Here is a 14556-nt window from a genome sequence, read left to right on the forward strand (position 1 = left end):
ACCCGCCCGCGGCCGACGGAATCAGCGCCCACGCGAAGGCGGCGGGCGTGATGATCGCCATGGCGGTCGGGATCGCGGCGAGGATCGCCACCGTTCCGAACAGCGCCCACCAGCGGCCGAGCTGCGTCGCCGCCGCGCCGATCGCGACATTGGTCGCCGCGAGCAAAAGGAACTTCGCCGCCACGGGGTAAGGCAGGCTTGCCATCGCGGGTGAATAGTCGCCGAGCGTGAAAGCGGCCTGGATGTCGAAGAGCAGCCAGTTCTCCCATGCGTCGCAGAGCGCCGCGACGGCCGGCAGCAGGGCGGCGGCGAGCAGCGCGCGATGTCGAAGCTCGCGCCACAACGCGATGCAGCCGCTGACGAGAAAGCCTGCGTAGAGCAGCATATAGAGATAGTCGCGTTCGTTGCCGGTGCGCATCGCGGCAAGGCGCGTCACCTGCTGCGGATCGGTGAAGAAACCGAAGATCGCTTCGAGATCGGCTTGGCCGCCGGCGAATTCGAACGCCAGCACCGCCGAGCCATAGCCCGGCGCGATGTCATGTCCGCCCTGCGGAAAGACCTGCGTCAGATAGAGGCCGAAAAGCAGGGTCGCGATCCCGAAGGCGAGGGTCCAGACCCACGCGCGCGTCGGTGCGGGCGGGCGCGTCCGCTGTTCCTCGATCCAATGCTGAAGCCCCCCGATCGGCATTCAACCGTCCGGCGGAGCGCGGCGGCTCACCTTATTGGCACTCGGCGCATTTGCCGCGCACCTCGATCACCGGGCGCTCGGCAGCGAAGCCGGTCTTTTCGGCCGCGGCGCGGACGCCGGTCGAGAGCTTGTCGTCGTCGACGTGGACTGCAGTGCCGCAGCTGTCGCAGATCAGGAAGATGCAGTCGTGGAGGCAACCCGGATGGCTGTTCGCGACGAAAGCGTTGGCGCTTTCCACGCGGCGGACGAGGTTGTTCGCCACGAACAGGTCGAGGATGCGATAGACGCTGTTCGGCGCGACCCGCTTGCCACGCTTCTGCGACACGATATCGGCGATTTCATACGCGCTGGCAGGCTTGCCGATCTCGGCGACCGCGTCGAAAATCTCGGCGCGCATGTCGGTCCAAGCCTCGCCCGCGCCCTCGAGCGCGGTCTGCGCTGCCTTGGCGAGCGAGGCGCCGCTGGCCTCGACGTGCGGATGATCATGCTTGCCCATTGGCGTTTCCTCATGCGAGGGAAATCCCGCGCTAACAGGGTTCAATGTAGGCTGTTTATGGGGCGCCCGCAAGTTGCGGACATCTCCGATGCGGTGGGATCAGTGCCGCGCGCGACGGTTGAGGTCGTGACCGAGCGCGACGACCGCGACGCCGATCATCGTCGCGATCACTTCGCTGCCGTCGTGTGGCCGCGACAGCGCGCCCGCCATCATGCCGAGCCCGAAGCTGCCGACCGCGAACGGCATCATATAGCCGTGGCTGAGTACGCCAGAGACAAGCGTGATCAGCGCGAAGCCGATCGCGACGATCAGCCCGATCTCGTGGAACAGGTGGTTTTCGAGAAACACCCCGCCGACCGAAGCGATCGAGGCAAAGAAGATCGTCGTCGCGAGGCAGTGGACAAGACACAGGCCCGACAGGCCCATCGCCAGCTGATCACCCGAAAGCGAGGTCAGCGGCCGCGAATCGCGCGCAGCCCGAACCATCGCGCCGAAGCGCGACTGGACAGGGACAGTGCTGGCGACCTCGGCCACCCGATTCTCCAATTCAGCAGGTTTGCGACCAGCGTTATGGCATATCATGACAAAGGTTACAACATCTCATCATTCGCGATCTTCTGCCCGCGGATTTGCGGCGCCGGCGCAGATTGCATCGCGCCGACCGTTTGGCGACCGATGGCGCCGGGATTTATCGCCATATTTTTCAAGCGTGAAGGTCCGGAAAAAGGAATCGATCCTGACATAAAATTAACATTGACATCGATGTGAATGTAATTAGCAATAAGTACAGGAGAAAGCTCCGGCCGGGGATCCGGCACAATAATCAGGGGAGAGATGGATGGGTGTTCTTCGGATCGCGCATACGCCGTGTATGGCCAGTCTGGCTGCCATGGCGGTCGCATTGTCGTCGCCGGCGGTCGCGCAGGACGGCAGCGGCGAGCCGCAGGCGGATACCGCCGATGGCAATATCATTATCGTTACCGCACAGAAGCGCGAAGAGCGGCTGACCGACGTTCCCATCGCGATTTCGGCCTTTTCGGCCGAAGCGCTCGACAATTACAAGATCGAGGGCGGGTCCGAACTGCTTCGCGCCGTGCCGAACGTGAATTTCTCGAAGAGCAATTTCAGCATGTATAATTTCTCGATCCGCGGGATCGGGACCAAGGCGATTTCGGCGTCGAGCGATCCGGCGGTCGCGGTGAGTTTCAACAACACGCCGCTGATCCGCAACCGGCTGTTCGAGTCGGAATTCTTCGACATGCAGCGGATCGAGGTGCTGCGCGGGCCGCAGGGCACGCTTTACGGCCGCAACGCGACGGGCGGTGTCGTCAACATCATCCCCGCGCTTCCGGGTCCGGACTTCGCGCTCGACGCGAAGGTCGAGGTCGGCAATTTCAAAAGCATGCGTGCGTCGGCCATGGTCAATGTGCCGTTGACCGATACGCTGGCGGTGCGCGTGGCGGGAGCGCTGACCAGTCGCGACGGGTTCGATTACAACACGTTCACGCAAAGGCGCGTCAATGATCGTCACCTCTGGTCGACCAGGGCCAGCCTCGCATGGGAGCCAAGCGACCGCTTCAGGGCCAATGTAATCTGGCAGCATTTCAAGGAAGACGACAACCGCTCGCGCACCGGCAAACAGCTTTGCACCCGCGATCCGGGGCCGGCGACGATCGGCGGCGTTGCTGTTCCGGAAGCCGTTCAGGGGCGCCTCAGCCAAGGCTGTCTGCCCGGCTCGCTTTACGACGATGCGGCTTATGGGACCCCCAACGCCAGCGGTTTCGCGGCGGTGGTCGCAGGCAATGGCGGATTTGTGAGGATGGGGTATGTTCCGGGCACATATAACCAAGTCGAGGGTCTGAAACCCGGCGACCCCTTCGCCAACGGCGTGCAATCGCGCGATCTGCGCAAGATCGCGACGAGCATCGATCCGGTGTTCCGGGCCAAAAATGATGTATTCCAAGGCAATCTGGAATTCGACGTTACCGATGCCGTCAAATTTGTTTCGCAGACCGCCTATGCGCGCGACCGATATTTTTCGACCCAAGACTATAATCGCTATGTATCGGGGCCGATATTCAACGATACATCGGGATTGGTGGACAACACGCCGCAGGTCATCATTCCGCTGCCGCCGCCCCTGCCGCCACTGGTTTTCGGGGACTTGCCCTTGCCGATCGATCAGTCGCACGCGGCGCCGGGCGGGATATTCTGCGACCCGCAACTCGGATGTTCGGACCGGATTCTCTCGATGGATCTCAGCCGGTCGCGCAGTCGGCAATGGTCGCAGGAATTCCGACTGCAATCGGATTTCGACGGGCCATTCAACTTCAACCTTGGCGTCAATTATCTCGATTTCAAATCCCAAGACGATTATTTCGTTTTCAACAATCTTTACACGTTCATTGCCTATAACCGGAATAATAGAGCTAATGATGGCACGTCCAACGGCGCGTACAGATATGACCTTTGCGGTCCTGATGTAACGACAGGGGATTGTGTCTATGTCGACCCCAATCCGATCGATTCACTCGACGAACAGGGGCATAATTATTTTCGCAGTCGCAACAATGTGCGCACCAAAAGCTGGGGCTTTTTCGGTGAAGGCTATTGGAACGTCACCGACAATGTGAAGGTCACCGCCGGGCTGCGCCTGACCCGTGACAGCAAACGCGCCGTCCTTTACCCCAGCCAGCTTCTCCTCGGCGGTGGCGGGACCAGCGGCGGTTCCGTCAGCGGCGGATATCCGGCCAATGCGCCGCTCGTTCAGCGCTGGACAAAACCGACCGGACGACTGGTGATCGACTGGAAACCGGACTGGGCATTTACCGACGACAGCCTGGTCTATGCGTCGGCTTCACGCGGGTACAAGGGCGGCGGGGCCAACCCGGCGCGCCCCGGTATCTCCGATGTAAATGTTCAGTTTTCCGACATTTCTCCCACGTTCAAGGCTGAATATGTCAACGCCTTTGAAGTGGGTATAAAGAATAGTTTCGATGGCGGGCGTTTCACCCTTAACGCCACCGGTTTCTATTATGACTACAAGGATTATCAGGTCTCGCAGATTGTGGACCGGATCGCGCTCAACGAAAATTTCGATGCAACGAGCTGGGGTCTGGAATTCGAAGCGGCCTGGCGGCCATCGCGCGCCTTCCGCGTCGATGCCAATCTTGGTTATCTGAAAACCCGGTTGAAGGAAGGCTCGCAATCGATCGATGTCATGAATCGCACGCAAGGTGATGATGATTGGGTCGTGGTCAGGCCGTTCCTCCAGGTCCCCTCCAATTGTATTGCGCCGCGCGCTTATGTCGAACGGATCATGGAATTGGACCCGTCCGGTGCAAATATCGGGGCTACTTACGCCTTGTGCGGCCAATCCAAGTCCTTCGGTACCTTCGATCCCGCGACTGACGTACTCGGCTATCTGGCACAGGCTTATGGCTTCACTTACGATCCCTTTGCAGCCTATAATCCCGCCACGGTCGGTGCGATCGTGCCCTACGATCCGGCGAATCCCAATGCCTGGCGCGGCCAGGTCAGCGGCGCGCCCAATGGCGGACGCGGCTTCTTTGCCGACCTTGGCGGCAATGAATTGCCCAACTCGCCTCGCGTAACCTTTAATCTGGGCGCGCAATATACGGCCATCATCGGCGGCGGCGATTGGGAACTGACGTTCCGTGGTGATTATTACCGCCAGTCGAAGAGCTTCGCGCGCGTCTACAACACCGAATATGATCGGCTGAGGGCGTGGGACAATGTCAACCTCGCGATCACGCTCACGCGGCCGGCGGATGATTTTGCGCTGCAACTCTATGTCAAAAACGTCTTCAACAAGACACCGATCACCGACGCCTTTACCAACAGCGACGATTCCCTGCTCAGCACCAACGTCTTCACGCTTGATCCGCGCATTATCGGGTTCAGCGCGACGAAGCGGTTCTGATGGTGAGCATATCCTGTTTCGGCGCTGACGCCTCCGGCGAGAGCGAGGGCAGGGTTTGTAAATGGACTATCGACGCGTCCGGTCCCGTTTCGGGTCGTGGATGAGAATAGCATTTAACGATTGATATTTGAATAATACTGAAAGTTATAAGTATCTGATAATATAATGTAGAAGCTCTGCTTCTGCAGAGGCAATCTATTTGGCTTGTTTGATTTAAGTATTTATACACATATTAGTGAATCAATATTTAATATTGACTATTTTTTATAGAGACAATATTTTTAATTCGCATCGATTCGTTTGATGCTTAACTATAATTAAACAGCTAACAGGAGAGTTGATATGAAGAAGTTCTCTGTTATTTGCGCGGCCGCGATTTTGCTGGCTATTCCGGGCGTAGCCCAGGCCAGCGCCACTCCGGATACTACTCCGACTACCCCGCACAGTTTTACGGGGACTCTGGACGTTCAAAAAAGTCTGGGGATATGGACGACGTGCAACGTCGACGCCAAGGTTCAGGTTACGTCGGGCGTTCCCCGACTGCAGTCGGTTACTCTCTCCAGCGGCCTCATCTGCCCGGGTATCACCTTCACTGGCCTTCCCAGCGCTCCTCTCGATGTGTCAGCATTGCCGGTCGTCAAGGTGCCGGCCGTTACGGTGAATATTGCGTTTCCCTCCGGTACGTGCAGCGGAAGCCTCTCTTTTATTTGGGGCGGCAACGGGCCGCCGACGCCGCGCACCATTACGTTCCAGGATGTACTCTCGAACATCCCCGGTGTCCCGGCCTCGAGCCCCCCTTGCCGGATCCGGGGTGTCCTCAGCCAGACCGCGGCGACTCCGCCGCTTAGCGTCTTCAACCCGTAACGCTTCCTCTCGGAGCCGCGGTCCGACCCGGATGGCGGCTCCAATCGGCGGGCACCCGTTCAAGGTGCCCGTCCTTTTCAGCGACATGTTTTGGCAAACTATCGGCCGCGCTTTGCGAGACACGGAGTTGTTCAAATGTCGGACCTTCCCGACGGGGGCAATCCCTCGTGCAGGATCAAGGGAATCATCCCGGCTCGCGTAACCTTCGGTGATTTCGGTTGCGATCGCTGTCGGGAGGTGGACAGGTTCTAACTGATTGCGAGACAATTTTGGCTCTTCGGAATTTCTGTGAAGCCGTCGCTGCCATACGGGATTGTCCGACCCGTCGCGGACCATTTTACCTGCCGGTTTCGTTGATCGCGGCCTTTCTATGTCTGGCCGGCGCGGGACCGTGCGAGGCAGGCCCGCCTGCGGAAACAAGTGGAAAGGAATCCACCGCAGCCGCAGATGATCCGGCGCCTGCTACGGGATCCGACCCGGCATCCTGGCTGGATAGAGACATCGTCGTTACGGCGCGCCGCGGCGAAGCGCTGGTCGAGCCCGAGACCGAGCTCGACGAGGAACGGATCGCAACCTATGGCGCCTTCAGCATCCGTGAACTGATCGGCAATCTCGCGCCGCTGATCGGCGGCCGGGACAAGCCGCCGGCGCTGCTCGTCAACGGCCAGCGTGTCGGCGATACGTCGATGATCGAGGGCTTTCCGCCAGAGGCATTGAATCGGCTGGCCATCCTGCCTCCCGAAGCTGCGGCACGCTATGGCTATCCTGCCGAGCAGCGGGTGGTGAACATTGTGCTTAAGCCGCATTTCGCCAGCTGGACCACGGGTTCGACGCTGACGCAGCCGACATCCGGCGGACGCGATGGCGAGACGCTGTCGGTGAACCGCGTCGCGATCGACGGGTCGGCCTACTGGAGCACAGGCGCGCGGCTGGGACGCGAGAGCCGATTGCTGCGCAGCCAGCGGTTCCCGGAATTCGATGACGAGGACCGGTATAAAAGCCTGTTCCCATCCACGCATAATCTCGACGTCAACGCCGGTATCACGCATCCGGTCGGTGATTTCTCGGGCTCGCTGAGCCTTAACGCCGGGGCCAGCGCAAGCCGCGGCCTGCTGGGGCAGGATGAATCCAGGGTCTTGCAGGAAAGGCAGGATTCACGGTCGGTTGGTGTGTCGGCCGGGCTTTCGGGATCTGTTGGTGATTTTCGTACCAATATTGCCGCCAGCTATGGCCGGAGCTGGAGCAAGAACCTGTTTGGAAAGAAGGCGCCGTTACGGGTCGACAGGAGTTCCTCGCGGAACGAAAACTGGTCCGTCCAGCTGAATGTCGACAAGATGGTTGCAACGCTGCCGGCAGGACCGTTGACGTCGAACTTCGCGATTGGCGGGAGTCGCAACACGTCGTTTTCCCGGCGCAGCGACGGATATGCCGACACGCTCCAGCGCGATCAGCTGACGACCCAGATGTCGCTTGCCATCCCGATCACCAGCCGCCGAATGTCCTTCCTCGCCGCGCTCGGCGATATTTCGGTCGACCTGACAGGCGGTATGGATATGGCTTCGCGGGAAAAGCGGAGCGTGCGATATTCTGCGGGGCTCAGCTGGTCACCGATCGAGGCGCTGGATCTGCGCGGATCGACAAGCTTTTCGGAAATGGTGCCGTCTGTCTCTCTGCTCAACGCGCCGCGTGTGGAAACCACCGCACGCCTCTACGACTATGCGCGGCAGGAAACGACCGAACTGATCTGGATATCGGGGGGCAACCCCGATCTTCGCCGAGGTAGCCGGCATATGCTTTCGCTACGCGCGTCGCTGCGCCCTTTCGGCAGCCAGCTGGTGACGTTGACGACATATTATCAGCGCGAGGTCGCGCGTGGCGGGATCACATCATTTCCTCAGCTGACCCCGGCGACCGAACGCGTTTTCGCCGGCCGCATCGTGCGCGATACCGAGGGGCGTCTCGTTTCGATCGATGCCCGTCCCATCCCGATCGAACGCGATCTGACGTCGCAACTCAGCAGCGGTGTCACGCTGTTCTTTGCAGGCAAGGCCAAGGCCCCGGTCGGCGCGGTTCCGAAAGCACGGATATGGGACAATGGGCAAATTACGATGTCGCTCACCCACAATTGGCAGCTTCGAAGCGAACTGCTGATCGCGCCCGGATTGCCGGTGCTCGACCGGCTGGGCGGCAATGGCGGCCAGTCGAACCACACGCTGGGGCTGCAGGTCAATGCCGGGTGGCCGGGCCTGGGCGGAAGTCTCGCCGGAAACTGGCAAAGCGCGGTTCGCGTTCGCGATGCGGCGCGTCCGGACGGGCAGGGGGATTTTCTCTATCCGGCAACGGCGCAGTTCAATTTCGGGTTGTTCGTCGAACCCGGACGCCTGCTGCAGGCGTCGGGCAAGAAATCCTGGCTTTCGAAACTCCGCCTCACGTTCGATGTCCAGAATCTGTTCGACACTTATCGCCGCGTCAGGCTGGCCGATGGCAGTGTTCCGGCGGGATATCGGCGCCATGAAATCGATCCGCTGGGCCGCACGATCCAGATCGGCGTCCAGAAGCAATTCTAGCCCACCTTGCGTCGCCCCCCGGATCGCTCCGGAAACGCGGGTTCAGGGCATCGCGGGCGGAATGCCCGACGGGATCAGGAACAGGGGCAGAATGCGCGCGATCAGGTCGCGCATCGCATCGTCCTTCTGATCGAGCATGTCGCGGACATGCGGGCCGATCACCGCATCGCCGAACGCCGTAACCGCCATCATCAGCACCGCGAGGCGAACCCGTTCAGGCGCGGCGTCGTCTCTCGCCTGGCCGACGATCGCCTCGACAAGCGCGCGCACCGCTTCGCGCACGGGTTCCAGATGCCCGACATCGCCCGAAAGGATGATCCAAGCCGCCAGCGGTCCGGCGCCGCCCTTGTCGAACGCGTCGAACACCCGGTCGGCGATGGCGCGAGGGGCTGCGGCGTCGGTCTTGAGCATCTCGACCACATGGTCGAGCGCGACGGTCAGGTCGTTGATCATCGAGCCCATCAGCGCCGATTGAAGGCTGGCCGCCGACCCGAAATGATGGAGCACATTGGCATGCGACATGCCGATTTCGTCACCGATATTCGCCAGCGTCACCGCCGAAGGTCCGCCCTTGAGCAGCAAGCCCCGTGCCGCTGCCAGGCCTTCCTCGCGAACCTCCGCGCCCAGTCGTTTGCGCCGCTTCACGCGTGCTGGCGCCTGCTTGTCCATTGTCTTCGTTCCTCGCAGCAGTTCCTCCCGCCGGAACCGTTCCCAAGCGCTTTAGCGCAAAGCACGCAATAGTCATAACCCCGCATAATTCAGGACAACGGTCCACGTGCCTTGGCGAAACTGCTGCAAAACGGCACTTGCATCGTTCGTGCTGCTGCAATATATACATTGATGTCAATGTTATTTGAGTCGCTACGAGGTGATTATGCATCAAAGCCCGCACACGCCGCAGGACCTGAAGATAAAAAAGCGCGATCTGAAGTTCGGGCGCGAGGATGCGCCGCCGCGCTGGTGGCATAGCAGCGACCCCGGACGCACCGCCTTTTTCAACGCCTTGTCGTCGACATTTCCGGTTGGCGAGAAATTCTTCATGACCGCGGTGCGCCACTACCGGAGCGACACGCCCGAGCCGCTGCGCAGCCAGATCGACGATTTCCTCTATCAGGAATCGATGCATTCGCGCGAACATGTCGTGTTCAACCGGCAGGCGGAGGATGCGGGGTTCGATATCGCCCCGCTCGAGGAACGCGCGCGCCGCACGATCGCATGGGTAAAGCGCCGTTCGCCGCTCCAGCAGCTTGCCGCGACCTGCGCGCTCGAACATTTCACCGCGACGCTCGCGCACGACGCGCTCGCGGATCCCGAGCATCTGGCCGGCGCGACCGACGAGGCGCGGCGGCTGTGGCAATGGCACGCGATGGAAGAGATCGAGCACAAGGCCGTGGCGTACGACACCTACCTGCACGCGACGCGGCACATGACCCCGTTCAGGCGCTGGCTGAAGCGCAGCACGGTGATGTGCGTGACGACGATGCGCTTCCACTATGTGATCTTCCGCAACACGGCCGACCTCCTGCGCCAGGACGGCCGCAACGATTGGGCGACGTGGCGCGGGCTCCTGTCCTATCTCTATCGCCGCCCGGGCACGCTGCGCTTGCTGCTCGCCGGGGTGTTCACCTATATGCGTCCCGGTTTCCATCCGTGGGAAATCGACGACCGGCCCCTCCTGTCGAAGGCGCTCGCCGCGCTCGAAGGCAAAGAACCGAAAAGGACCGCTGCATGACCAGACTGGCTCTCCCCCTTGTCGTCGCCGGGCTTCTTGCCATGCCGGCGGCGGCATCGGCGGCCGACATTACCGGTATCTGGGCGACGGGCACCGAGGGGGGCCGTGTCGAAATCTACCGCTGCGGCAAGGCGCTTTGCGGCCGGGTCGTCGATGCAAGCCGCCTGCGTGCCAATCCCGATCTTCGCGACGTCCGCAATTCGGACGCCAGGCTCCGCCAGCGGCGGATCAAGGGGCTGGTGGTGCTCAACGGCTTTGCCGGCGGCCCGGTCGAATGGAAGGGCGGGCCGGTCTATGATCCCGAAACGGGCGATGGCGCGGGACGCGGCTATCTGAAGCTGCTCGCCAATGGCAAGCTGGAACTGAAGGGCTGCGTCGCGCTATTCTGCCGGACAAAGATCTGGACGCGGGCAGCGGGCCGCGCGAGCGTCGACTAGTCGTCGCCCGGCTACCGCGCGGTTTCTTCTTCGGTACGGAGTGCCTTCCGGTCGAGCTTGCCGATCATCGTCTTGGGCAGGTTCAACCGCACATCGACCGCGTTCACTCGCTCGTGCTTGCCGAGCTGGGGATTGAGCCACGCGGCGAGTTCGTCACCCGTGATGTGGAACCCGTCCTCCAGCGTGACGAATGCCTTTGGCGCTTCGCCGCGATACGCGTCGGGAATGCCGAGCACGATTGCTTCCTTCACTGCGGGATGCTCGTGCAGGTGCGCCTCGATCACACTGGGATAGACTTTGAACCCGCCGACCGCGATCATGTCCTTGAGCCGGTCGACGATGCGGATATAGCCGTCGGCTGCGACCGTTGCGACATCGCCGGTACGGAGCCAGCCGTCGTCGGTAAAGCTGTCCTTGTCGGCGTCGGGCCGGTTCCAGTAGCCTTGCATGATCTGCGGCCCCTTGACCGCCAGTTCGCCGGGTTCGCCCGCGGGCGCGTCGCGTGACGGATCCTCCTTGTCGAGCAGGCGGATGTGCGTTGCGGGAAGCGGCTGGCCGATCGTGCCCGGCTGCACGGGTCCTTCATAAGGATTGGTCGCGACGACGCCCGAACTTTCGGTGAGGCCATAACCCTCGACCAGCGAAGCGCCCGTCGCGGCGACAAACTTCTCGCGCAGTTCGGCGGACATTGGCGCGCCGCCCGAAATACAGACGCGCAAGGAAGAGAAGTCGGTCGCGGCGAGGGCGGGATGATCGAGCAGCGCCTGGTACATCGTCGGCACGCCCGGAAGCGCGGTTGTCTTTGTCCGCGTGATCGCCTCAAGCGCCTGCTTCGCGTCGAAACGCGGCAGCATCGTGATCGTCCCGCCGTTGAGGACCGTGCGGTTAAGGACGCAGGTGTTCGCGAAGACGTGAAAGAAGGGGAGTGCGCCCAGGATGCGATCCTCGGCGTCGTGATCGGGATCGATCGCGTTCACCTGCCGCGCGTTGGCGGTCAGATTCTGGTGCGTCAGCATCGCGCCCTTGGGCGTACCGGTGGTGCCGCCGGTATATTGAATCAGCGCGATATCGCGTTCGGGATCGATCGCGACGGGATCGGGCCGGCCATCATTGTCGGTGAGCGCTGAAAAGCGGATGACGCGCGGGTCGTCGGGCAGCGGTGTGACCTCGCTTCGCTTGAACAGGCGATAGAGGACCGACTTGGTGGCCGGAAGACCGCCCGCGACCGAACCGACGACCAGCCGCTTGAGGCTTGACCCGTCGAGCACCTTGAGCGCGGTGGGGAGCAGCGCCGCGGCGCTGACCGTGAAGAGCGTGTCGGTTCCCGAATCCTCGACCTGCGCCTCGAGTTCGGCAACGGTATAGAGTGGCGAGAAATTGACCACCGTCGCCCCGGCGGCGAGCGCGCCATAATAGGCCGCGACATAGTGTGGAACGTTGGGAAGGAAGAGCCCGACGCGGCTGTCCTTGCCCAGCCCGAGGAGCTGGAGTCCGCGCGCGACGCGCGCCGCGCCGCGCGCGACCTCGGCATATCCGAATTGCCGGCCCATGAAATCGAGCATCGGGGCGTCGCCGCGCCGCGCCGCGCTGGCGGCCAGCATGTCGGGAAGTGACAGCGGCGCGAATTCCTGGTCCCATGCCGTCGGATGGCGATAGTCGGTCGACCAGGAAAAGAGGCTATCCATCGGAGGCAAAAGTCCTTTCGAGCGCGCGGGCGATCTCCTGACACTAAGGTAAGTAAGCCGGCATCGCAACCGGCTCGCGCTTGCGGCACGCCGTCGCTCCCGCTAGGCAGAGCCATCTTTCTCGCCAGGGGTTTCCACCATGTCGCAACTGTCATCGCGGGTCGCCGCGCCGTTCGCCCTTCTTGCCTGTGTGGCTGCCATGCCCGCCGCCGCCAAGGACAGGGAGTCGACGGCCCGGCCCGTACAGATTCAGGAGCTATACGCCTGCCGCGACATCGTCGACTCCACGGCGCGCCTCGCCTGCTTTGACCGCGAAGTCGGTGAATTGTCGGCCGCCGATACCAATCGCGAGATCAGTTTTGCCGATCAGGCCACGATGAAAAAGGCACGCCGCGGTCTGTTCGGCTTTTCCCTGCCCAATCTGGGTCCGCTGTTCGGCGGCGACGACGACAAGGAAGAAGAACGGATCACCAGCATCGACAGCACGATCAAGGCGGTATCGACGAACGCGGCCGGGAAATATCGTCTGACGCTGGAGGATGATGCCATATGGGTGCAGATCGATGGTATCGGAACGGTTTTCGATGTGCGTCCCGGCAGGAAGATCAACATCAAGGCTGCCGCGCTCGGCAGCTATCTTGCAAGGATAGATGGTGGACGCGCGTTTCGCATCCGCCGCGAACGTTGACCGGTAGCGGGGCGGCCCGCGGCAATCCTTGATGTCCAAAGCCGCCATTTCCTTGCCGGGCGAGGAGCGCCCGCCCTTCGTGCTGCTCGACGACGCGCGCGTTGCGGGCGCCGCGCCCGCACGGCTGTTCGAAAGGCCTGTGGACGTCCTGATCGCACAGCGCGCAGCAGAAGTCCCGGCGCTGTTCGATGCGCTGGAGGCGGCGCGGAGGCGCGGGCTCCACGCCGCGGGTTATCTGGCTTATGAGGCGGGGAAGGGGCTCGCCCCGGCATGGCGCGGGACGGTCGGTGACGATGGTGGCGGGGATATGCCGCTCGGCTGGTTCGGGTTGTTCGAGCGGATCGAGCGGATCGACGCCGGCGCGGTCGAGGCCCTGCTGCCCGATCTGGCGGGGGCATGGGTCGGCAGCGTCGCACCGCGCATCACCCGCGCGGAATATGAGGCGGCGGTGGCGCGCGTGCTCGATTATGTCGGCGCGGGCGACATCTATCAGGCGAACCTGACCTTTCGCGCCGATGTGCCGGTCGCGGGCAATCCGCTGGCGATCCACGCGCGGCTACGGCGTACCGCACGCGCGGGCTACGGCGGTTTCATCTGGACCGGCGAACGGGCGATCAGCTCGCAGTCACCCGAGCTGTTCTTCGCGCTGCGCGAGGGCAGGGTAATGGCGCGGCCGATGAAGGGGACGGCGGCGCGGCTGATCGATGCCGAGGCCGATGCGCGTGCGGCGGCCGAACTCGCGCGCGATCCCAAGCAGCGCGCCGAAAACCTGATGATCGTCGATCTCATCCGCAATGACTTGTCGCGGGTCGCGGTGCCTGGATCGGTCGCGGTGCCCGATCTTTTTCGCGTCGAAAGCTTTCCGACGATCCACCAGCTTGTGTCCGACGTGAGCGCGCGGCTTGGCGAGGGCATGGGGGCGGTCGATATTCTTCGCGCCGCTTTTCCATGCGGATCGATCACCGGGGCGCCCAAGACGCGGGCGATGGAAATCATCGACGAGCTGGAAGAGGGCGCGCGCGGCATATATACCGGGTCGATCGGTTTCATCGAAGCGGAGGGCGACGCCGCATTCAATGTCGCGATCCGGACGCTGGTCTTTCCGCCGCTGGGCGGGTTGCAGGACGCGCCGATGTGCGCCACGCTGGGACTGGGATCGGGTATAGTCGCCGACAGCGTGCCGGGCGAGGAATGGCGCGAATGTCTGGCCAAGGGGGAATTTGTGAGCGTAGCGGGCGAAAGTTTCGACTTGATCGAAACCATGTTCTTCGACCCTGTCGAAGGCATCCAGCGGCTCGAGGGCCATCTGGCGCGGCTGAAAGCGAGTGCTGCGGCGCTGGACTTCGTCTTCGACCGGCACGGCGCGCGCAACAGCCTGCAATCGGCGACCTTCCGCATGCGCAGCGCCGCGCGCGTCCGGATGCGGCTCGCACCGTCGGGCGCGCTCGCGATCGAG

13 protein-coding genes are annotated in these 14556 nt (G+C 62.5%); 7 read left to right on the forward strand and 6 right to left on the reverse strand.

Translation table 11 applies throughout. The annotated features are described in order from the left end of the window. The 4 genes from VN047_RS15065 to VN047_RS15080 all read right to left on the reverse strand — a co-directional run. Nucleotides 1–688: hypothetical protein (locus tag VN047_RS15065; protein WP_325544044.1), on the reverse strand; the 688-nt coding region annotated here is incomplete at its 3' end. A 31-nt stretch (nucleotides 689–719) separates the two neighbouring features. Further along, complete coding sequence (locus VN047_RS15070) at nucleotides 720–1184, reverse strand: Fur family transcriptional regulator (protein WP_325544046.1); 465 nt, start codon at nucleotides 1182–1184, stop codon at nucleotides 720–722. 99 nt (nucleotides 1185–1283) lie between these two features. Further along, the gene (locus VN047_RS15075) at nucleotides 1284–1718 is read right to left on the reverse strand and encodes a MerC domain-containing protein (protein WP_414712715.1); all 435 of its coding nucleotides are present in this window, start codon (nucleotides 1716–1718) and stop codon (nucleotides 1284–1286) included. Nucleotides 1719–1774: 56 nt separating this feature from the next. Beyond that, nucleotides 1775–2086, reverse strand: coding sequence for a hypothetical protein (locus VN047_RS15080; protein ID WP_325544048.1), 312 nt, complete (start codon nucleotides 2084–2086; stop codon nucleotides 1775–1777). Here VN047_RS15080 and VN047_RS15085 point away from each other — a divergent pair. The 3 genes from VN047_RS15085 (at nucleotide 2074) to VN047_RS15095 (ending at nucleotide 8558) form a co-directional block, all read left to right on the forward strand. Next, nucleotides 2074–5127 carry a TonB-dependent receptor gene (locus VN047_RS15085; RefSeq protein ID WP_325544050.1) on the forward strand — a complete coding sequence of 1018 codons (3054 nt, stop codon included), beginning with the start codon at nucleotides 2074–2076 and terminating at the stop codon, nucleotides 5125–5127. The genes VN047_RS15080 and VN047_RS15085 overlap by 13 nt on opposite strands. A gap of 342 nt (nucleotides 5128–5469) precedes the next feature. Then, nucleotides 5470–5991 carry a hypothetical protein gene (locus VN047_RS15090; protein ID WP_325544052.1) on the forward strand — a complete coding sequence of 174 codons (522 nt, stop codon included), beginning with the start codon at nucleotides 5470–5472 and terminating at the stop codon, nucleotides 5989–5991. Nucleotides 5992–6344: 353 nt separating this feature from the next. Further along, nucleotides 6345–8558, forward strand: coding sequence for a hypothetical protein (locus tag VN047_RS15095; RefSeq protein ID WP_325544054.1), 2214 nt, complete (start codon nucleotides 6345–6347; stop codon nucleotides 8556–8558). A 42-nt stretch (nucleotides 8559–8600) separates the two neighbouring features. On the opposite strand, the gene VN047_RS15100 is transcribed toward VN047_RS15095, so the two are convergent. After that, nucleotides 8601–9227: a TetR/AcrR family transcriptional regulator gene (locus tag VN047_RS15100; RefSeq protein ID WP_325544056.1), complete on the reverse strand. Its 627-nt coding sequence runs from the start codon at nucleotides 9225–9227 to the stop codon at nucleotides 8601–8603. 205 nt (nucleotides 9228–9432) lie between these two features. Between VN047_RS15100 and VN047_RS15105 the strand changes: the two genes are divergently transcribed. Together VN047_RS15105 and VN047_RS15110 are read left to right on the forward strand one after the other, a co-directional pair. Further along, on the forward strand, nucleotides 9433–10290 hold the full coding sequence (locus tag VN047_RS15105) for a metal-dependent hydrolase (protein WP_325544058.1): 858 nt from the start codon (nucleotides 9433–9435) through the stop codon (nucleotides 10288–10290). Further along, nucleotides 10287–10727 (forward strand): DUF2147 domain-containing protein, encoded by a 441-nt coding sequence (locus VN047_RS15110; RefSeq protein ID WP_325544060.1) that lies wholly within the window; start codon nucleotides 10287–10289, stop codon nucleotides 10725–10727. The genes VN047_RS15105 and VN047_RS15110 overlap by 4 nt, the downstream gene beginning before the upstream one ends. A gap of 11 nt (nucleotides 10728–10738) precedes the next feature. Here VN047_RS15110 and VN047_RS15115 read toward each other — a convergent pair whose 3' ends face one another. Next, a complete protein-coding gene (locus tag VN047_RS15115; RefSeq protein WP_325544062.1) occupies nucleotides 10739–12412 on the reverse strand; it encodes an AMP-binding protein in 1674 nt (557 codons plus the stop codon). Nucleotides 12413–12551: 139 nt separating this feature from the next. Between VN047_RS15115 and VN047_RS15120 the strand changes: the two genes are divergently transcribed. Together VN047_RS15120 and pabB are read left to right on the forward strand one after the other, a co-directional pair. Continuing rightward, a complete protein-coding gene (locus tag VN047_RS15120) occupies nucleotides 12552–13100 on the forward strand; it encodes a hypothetical protein (RefSeq protein ID WP_325544064.1) in 549 nt (182 codons plus the stop codon). Nucleotides 13101–13131: 31 nt separating this feature from the next. Continuing rightward, nucleotides 13132–14556 (forward strand): aminodeoxychorismate synthase component I (pabB, locus tag VN047_RS15125; protein WP_325544066.1); only part of this gene is annotated, 1425 nt, incomplete at its 3' end.

Origin of the sequence: Sphingopyxis sp., from assembly GCF_035565275.1 — a bacterium.
Classification (GTDB): Bacteria; Pseudomonadota; Alphaproteobacteria; order Sphingomonadales; family Sphingomonadaceae; genus Sphingopyxis.

What these genes read in the sequence shown, in the direction of transcription:
- VN047_RS15090 (WP_325544052.1), top strand. Translation starts at nt 5,470, where the DNA reads ATGAAGAAGTTCTCTGTTATTTGCGCGGCCGCGATTTTGCTGGCTATT.
- VN047_RS15085 (WP_325544050.1), top strand. Translation starts at nt 2,074, where the DNA reads ATGGCGGTCGCATTGTCGTCGCCGGCGGTCGCGCAGGACGGCAGCGGC.
- VN047_RS15070 (WP_325544046.1), bottom strand. Translation starts at nt 1,184, where the DNA reads ATGGGCAAGCATGATCATCCGCACGTCGAGGCCAGCGGCGCCTCGCTC.
- VN047_RS15100 (WP_325544056.1), bottom strand. Translation starts at nt 9,227, where the DNA reads ATGGACAAGCAGGCGCCAGCACGCGTGAAGCGGCGCAAACGACTGGGC.
- VN047_RS15105 (WP_325544058.1), top strand. Translation starts at nt 9,433, where the DNA reads ATGCATCAAAGCCCGCACACGCCGCAGGACCTGAAGATAAAAAAGCGC.
- VN047_RS15115 (WP_325544062.1), bottom strand. Translation starts at nt 12,412, where the DNA reads ATGGATAGCCTCTTTTCCTGGTCGACCGACTATCGCCATCCGACGGCA.
- VN047_RS15110 (WP_325544060.1), top strand. Translation starts at nt 10,287, where the DNA reads ATGACCAGACTGGCTCTCCCCCTTGTCGTCGCCGGGCTTCTTGCCATG.
- VN047_RS15120 (WP_325544064.1), top strand. Translation starts at nt 12,552, where the DNA reads ATGTCGCAACTGTCATCGCGGGTCGCCGCGCCGTTCGCCCTTCTTGCC.
- VN047_RS15080 (WP_325544048.1), bottom strand. Translation starts at nt 2,086, where the DNA reads ATGCGACCGCCATGGCAGCCAGACTGGCCATACACGGCGTATGCGCGA.